We start from the raw sequence: 5,052 nt of genomic DNA on the forward strand, positions 1-5,052 counted from the left end.
AGCACGAGCTGCGCCGCCTCGGTGTTGATCGCGACGTCGAACAAGCTGGTCAGGATGCAGAACGCCGCCAGCAGGCCCAGCAGCGCGGCGTAGGCCGGCATGGCCAGCAGTCCCGCGAGCAGCAGGGCGTAGATGGCGCCGCAGAAACCGGCGGTGCGGCGCGCGCCATGGCGGCCGATCCACCGGCTGGCCTGGCTGAGCCCCAGCAGTGCACCGGCGCCGGCGGCCAGCATCGCGAGGCCCAGCGCCGCCTCGTCGACACCGTAGTGCGCCTTCACGGTCGGGATGTGCACTCCCCAGGTCGCGAACACGAAGCCCGAACAAAAGAACTGGGCGCGCGAGGCCCAGCGCATGCGGTCGGAAATGTCCATGCGGTGGACGGGGCCCTTCAGCGGCCGATCGCGAACACGGCCGGCGCGCGCTGGTCGGCCGCAAGCGGCTTGGCGCGCCAGGTCTTCACCGTGTCGCTGCGCACGCTGCAGGTCGCGAGCGTCAGGCCTCGCGCCACGGCCAGCCGGGTGTTGTGCTGCAGCGTTTGCGTCAGCGCCTGCAGCAAGGCGGCATTCCGGTAGGGCGTTTCGATGAAGAGCTGGGTCTGGCCGGTACGCAGGGCCAGCGCCTCGAGTTCGCGGATGCGCTGCGCGCGGGCGTCGGCGTCCTGGGGCAGGTAGCCGACGAAGGCGAAGTTCTGTCCGTTAAGCCCGCTGGCCGCCAGGGCGAGCAACAGCGACACCGGCCCGGTCAGCGGGATCACCGTGATGCCGAGTTCGTGCGCGGCCCTGGCGACCGAGGACCCGGGATCGGCGACCGCCGGCATGCCCGCCTCGCTGAGGAGCCCGACGTCGTGTCCTTCCAGCGCAGGCGCGAGCAGCGGCCGTGCGTCGAACTGCCCCGCATGATCGCCCTTCTTGTGGACTTCACGCGGCAGCTCCTGGATTTGCTGGGCCTGCAGCGTGGCCGCGAGCGGCACGATCGCATCGATGCGCTTGAGGTAGGCGCGCGCCGACTTGGCGTTTTCGCAGATCCAGTGCGTGATGCCGGCGGCGGTCGCCAGGGTGCCACGCGGCAGTGCCTGGTCGAGGGGCGCTTGCTCCTCGCAGCCGAAATCCAGCGGCGCCGGTACCAGATAGAGTTTTCCGAAAGGAGGGGTGCTCACAGCAGGTCGACTCCGGCGGCCCGCAGCATGCGGGCGGTGCGAATCAGCGGAAGACCCACCAGCGCCGTCGGATCGTCGCTGTCGATCGCCTCGAGGAGGGCGATGCCGAGGCCCTCGCTCTTGGCGCTGCCGGCGCAGTCATAGGGTTGCTCGGCGCGCAGGTATTGCTCGATGGCCGCGTCGCCCAGCTGGCGGAACACCACCCGCACCGGCGCCAGGTCGCGCTGCGCGAACCCGGTCGCCTGGCAGACCACGGCCACCGCGGTCTGGAAGATCAGCGTCTGGCCGCGCATCCGCCGCAACTGCTCCGTGGCGCGCGCGTGGTCGCCGGGCTTTCCCAGCGCTTCGCCGGCCAGATCCGCGACCTGGTCGGAGCCGATCACGATCGCTTCGGGAAAGTGGCGGGCGACCGCGCTCGCCTTCTCGAGCGCCAGCCGTTCGGCCAGGGCGCGCGGCGATTCGAGCGCCAGCGGCGTTTCGTCCACTTCCGGCGCCTGGACTTCGAAGGGCAGGCGCAGGCGCGTGAGCAGCTCGCGGCGGTAACGGGAGGTCGAGGCAAGAATCACTTGGCGTTGCATGGGCCGATTGTGCGTGAGCGGTTTAGACTGGCGCGGATGACCAAAGAATTTGCTCCCCGCCGACTCGACGTGAACGGCTTTGCCGAGGCGGCGGCGACCCTTGCTGGAAACGACCCGCTGGCGGGTTTCGAGCGCCTGAGCGCCGAACTGGCCGACCCGTCCGCAGACGCGACGGTCCGCTGGGAGGCCGTCGGCCAGACCCGCAGCGGCGCCGACGGTGCGCCGGTCCCGTGGCTGCACCTGGCGGCGCAGGCGAGCGTTCCGCTGATCTGCCAGCGCTGCCTCGCGCCGGTCGACATCGGCCTGGATGTCGACCGCTGGTTCCGCTTTGCGGCCGACGAAGCCGCCGCTGCCGCCGAGGACGAGGCGGCGGAGGAGGATGTGCTGGTTGCCAGCCGCGATTTCGACCTGCATGCGTTGATCGAGGACGAACTGCTGATGGAGCTTCCGGTCACGCCGCGGCATGAGGTGTGCCCCAAGCCGACCCGGATGTCGGCGGTCGACCCTGATTTCGATTCCGCCGAAGCGGCTCGCCCCAACCCGTTCGCGGTGCTCGGGGCCCTGCGTTCCGGTAAGCCTGACAAGCCCGGGAAGCCCTGATCCGCGTCTCGCCGCTTGGGGTGGTTGGCCTAGTTGCCGCGCATGGGCTATAATCATGGGCTTCGCGCGCGCCGCTGGGCATGTCTTCGAAGAGGGTTCCGGTTTTTGGCCGAACTCTCCGGAGCATGAACCGCCCCGCATGCCCACCAACCCACCCAATACTTCCAGGAGCCAGCATGGCCGTCCAGCAAAACAAGAAGTCGCCGTCGAAGCGCGGCATGCACCGTTCGCACAACGCCCTCGACGTGCCCGGTATCGCGGTCGAGCCGACCACCGGCGAAACCCATTTGCGTCACCACATCAGCCCGAACGGCTTCTATCGTGGCCGCAAAGTCCTCAAGACCAAGTCCGAAGCCTGACTTCCGTTCCAAGGCCAAGGCCCGAAGCTACTTATTGCGTAGCGTCGGGCCTTTGTTTTGATGGTCACGCCTCCAGTATTTGTTCCTGCGCCGTCCGTGATCACGCTCGCCGTTGATTGCATGGGTGGTGACCATGGGCCGCGCGTCACGCTTGCGGCCTGCCGCGCATTCCTGGAGCGTCACGCCGAGGCGTCGCTGCTGCTGGTCGGCGCGCCGGCCGCGCTGGCGGGCTTCTCCCACCCGCGCGCCACGATCATCGGCGCCAGCGAGGTGGTGGGCATGGACGATCCGATCGAGGTCGCCCTGCGCAAGAAAAAAGATTCCTCGATGCGGGTGGCGATCCAGCAGGTCAAGGATGGCGCCGCCCAGGCTGCCATCTCGGCCGGCAACACCGGCGCCTTGATGGCGATTGCGCGCTACCTGCTCAAGACCCTCGACGGCATCGATCGGCCCGCCATCGCTCCCCAGTTGCCCAACAGCAAGGGTGGCGCCACCACGGTGCTCGACCTGGGTGCCAATGTCGACTGCGACGCCGAAGACCTGCTGCAGTTCGCGGTGCTGGGATCGGCGCTGGTTTCCGCACTCACCGGCAACGAATCGCCCAGCGTCGGCCTGCTGAATGTGGGCGAAGAGGCCATCAAAGGCAGCGAAACGATCAAAAAGGCGAGCCAACTGCTTCGAAAAGCCGCCAATTCGCAAGATTTGAACTTCTATGGCAACGTCGAAGGCAACGACATCTTCAAGGGCACGACCGACATCGTCGTCTGTGACGGCTTTGTCGGCAACGTGACATTGAAGGCGACCGAAGGCGTGGCCTCGATGATCGTTGACTTCCTGCGCATCGAGTATTCGAATGGCATCTTCAGTAAATTTGCGGCGATCGTTTCCTATCCGGTTCTAAAAGCGCTCAAACGTCGCCTGGACCATCGCCGTTACAACGGCGCGGCCCTGTTGGGCCTGCGCGGCCTGGTGTTCAAGAGCCATGGCTCGGCCGACGACGTGGCTTTCGGCCATGCCCTCGATCGCGCTTATGATGCCGCTCGCAACAACCTGCTCGACCGCGTGCGGGCCCGCATCGCCCACGCCGCGCCACTGCTTGCGCGGCAAGACCCGGCGGCGCCGGCCGACGCACCGGCGCTTCACGTCTGATGACCCCTTTTTCCCGCATCACAGGTACCGGCAGCTTCCTGCCGCCTCGCCGAGTGACCAATGACGACCTGGCCAAGGAACTCGCCGCCCGCGGCATCGAGACCTCCGACCAGTGGATCATCGAACGCACCGGCATCCGGGCCCGCCATTTCGCCGCGCCCGAAGTCTCGACCAGCGACCTCGCCCTGGAGGCGGCCAGGCATGCGCTGGAGGCCGCCGGCCGCAGCGCCAGCGACATCGACCTGATCATCGTCGCGACCTCGACGCCGGACATGGTGTTCCCCTCGTCGGCGGCGATCCTCCAGCACAAGCTTGGCATCGCGGGTTGCGCGGCGTTCGACGTGCAGGCGGTCTGCAGCGGCTTTGTCTATGCGCTGACCGTGGCCGACGCCATGATCCGCACCGGCAGCGCCAAATGCGCATTGATCGTCGGTGCCGAAGTGTTCTCGCGCATCCTCGACTTCGACGATCGCACCACCTGCGTGCTGTTCGGCGACGGCGCCGGTGCGGTGGTGCTGGAGGCCAGCGCCGAACCGGGCATCCTCGCCAGCGACCTGCATGCCGACGGCAAGCATGTCGGCATCCTCTGCGTGCCCGGCCACGTGTCGGGCGGCGAGGTGCTCGGCAAGCCGCTGCTGCACATGGACGGCCAGGCCGTCTTCAAGCTGGCGGTCCGAGTGCTCGAGGAAGCCGCGCGCGCCACGCTCGCGAAGGCCGGCAAGACCGAGGCCGACATCGACTGGCTGATCCCTCACCAGGCCAATATCCGGATCATGGAAGGCACGGCGAAGAAACTGAAGCTGCCGCGCGACAAGCTGATCGTGACGGTCGACGAGCACGGCAACACCTCGGCAGCCTCCATACCCCTGGCACTGGATGAAGCGGTGCGCTCGGGCAAGGTGAAGAAGGGCGATACGCTGATGCTTGAAGGCGTCGGCGGCGGCTTCACCTGGGGCGCGGTGCTGTTGAACTATTGATAGAGCGTGCTGCCCGACGCGGGCAGCGGCGCCTCGGACACATCTCATCATGAAATCATTCGCTTTCGTCTTTCCGGGTCAGGGCTCGCAGGCGGTCGGCATGCTCGACGCCTGGGGCGATCACCCGGTCGTGACCGCCACGCTGCGCGAGGCCTCCGATGCGCTCGATGAAGACATCGCGCGCCTGATCCACGACGGCCCCAAGGAAACCCTGGCCCTGACCACCAATACGC

General features: G+C 67.5%; 6 protein-coding genes and 2 pseudogenes. 5 read left to right on the forward strand and 3 right to left on the reverse strand.

Annotated elements, in window-relative coordinates:
- From AC1D2K_RS29595 to AC1D2K_RS29605, 3 genes and pseudogenes are all read right to left on the reverse strand, one after another.
- Positions 1-371, reverse strand: a pseudogene (locus AC1D2K_RS29595) (MFS transporter); the annotation flags it as partial.
- 17 nt (positions 372-388) lie between these two features.
- A complete protein-coding gene (locus AC1D2K_RS29600) occupies positions 389-1,156 on the reverse strand; it encodes an SAM-dependent methyltransferase (protein WP_478093375.1) in 768 nt (255 codons plus the stop codon).
- A complete protein-coding gene (locus AC1D2K_RS29605; protein ID WP_478093376.1) occupies positions 1,153-1,734 on the reverse strand; it encodes a Maf family protein in 582 nt (193 codons plus the stop codon). Before AC1D2K_RS29605 ends, AC1D2K_RS29600 begins: the two co-directional genes overlap by 4 nt.
- Positions 1,735-1,770: 36 nt before the next feature.
- Between AC1D2K_RS29605 and AC1D2K_RS29610 the strand changes: the two genes are divergently transcribed.
- From AC1D2K_RS29610 to AC1D2K_RS29630, 5 genes and pseudogenes are all read left to right on the forward strand, one after another.
- A complete protein-coding gene (locus tag AC1D2K_RS29610; protein WP_478093378.1) occupies positions 1,771-2,334 on the forward strand; it encodes a YceD family protein in 564 nt (187 codons plus the stop codon).
- A gap of 176 nt (positions 2,335-2,510) precedes the next feature.
- Positions 2,511-2,693, forward strand: coding sequence for a 50S ribosomal protein L32 (gene rpmF, locus AC1D2K_RS29615; protein ID WP_213959550.1), 183 nt, complete (start codon positions 2,511-2,513; stop codon positions 2,691-2,693).
- 96 nt (positions 2,694-2,789) lie between these two features.
- Positions 2,790-3,842 (forward strand): phosphate acyltransferase PlsX, encoded by a 1,053-nt coding sequence (gene plsX, locus AC1D2K_RS29620; protein WP_442286406.1) that lies wholly within the window; start codon positions 2,790-2,792, stop codon positions 3,840-3,842.
- Positions 3,842-4,819 (forward strand): beta-ketoacyl-ACP synthase III, encoded by a 978-nt coding sequence (locus tag AC1D2K_RS29625; RefSeq protein WP_478093381.1) that lies wholly within the window; start codon positions 3,842-3,844, stop codon positions 4,817-4,819. Before plsX ends, AC1D2K_RS29625 begins: the two co-directional genes overlap by 1 nt.
- A 49-nt stretch (positions 4,820-4,868) precedes the next feature.
- Positions 4,869-5,052 (forward strand): annotated as a pseudogene (locus tag AC1D2K_RS29630) (ACP S-malonyltransferase); the annotation flags it as partial.

The organism is Variovorax sp. P1_H12_2, from assembly GCF_056405335.1.

What these genes read in the sequence shown, in the direction of transcription:
- rpmF (WP_213959550.1), top strand. Translation starts at nt 2,511, where the DNA reads ATGGCCGTCCAGCAAAACAAGAAGTCGCCGTCGAAGCGCGGCATGCAC.
- AC1D2K_RS29610 (WP_478093378.1), top strand. Translation starts at nt 1,771, where the DNA reads ATGACCAAAGAATTTGCTCCCCGCCGACTCGACGTGAACGGCTTTGCC.
- AC1D2K_RS29605 (WP_478093376.1), bottom strand. Translation starts at nt 1,734, where the DNA reads ATGCAACGCCAAGTGATTCTTGCCTCGACCTCCCGTTACCGCCGCGAG.
- AC1D2K_RS29625 (WP_478093381.1), top strand. Translation starts at nt 3,842, where the DNA reads ATGACCCCTTTTTCCCGCATCACAGGTACCGGCAGCTTCCTGCCGCCT.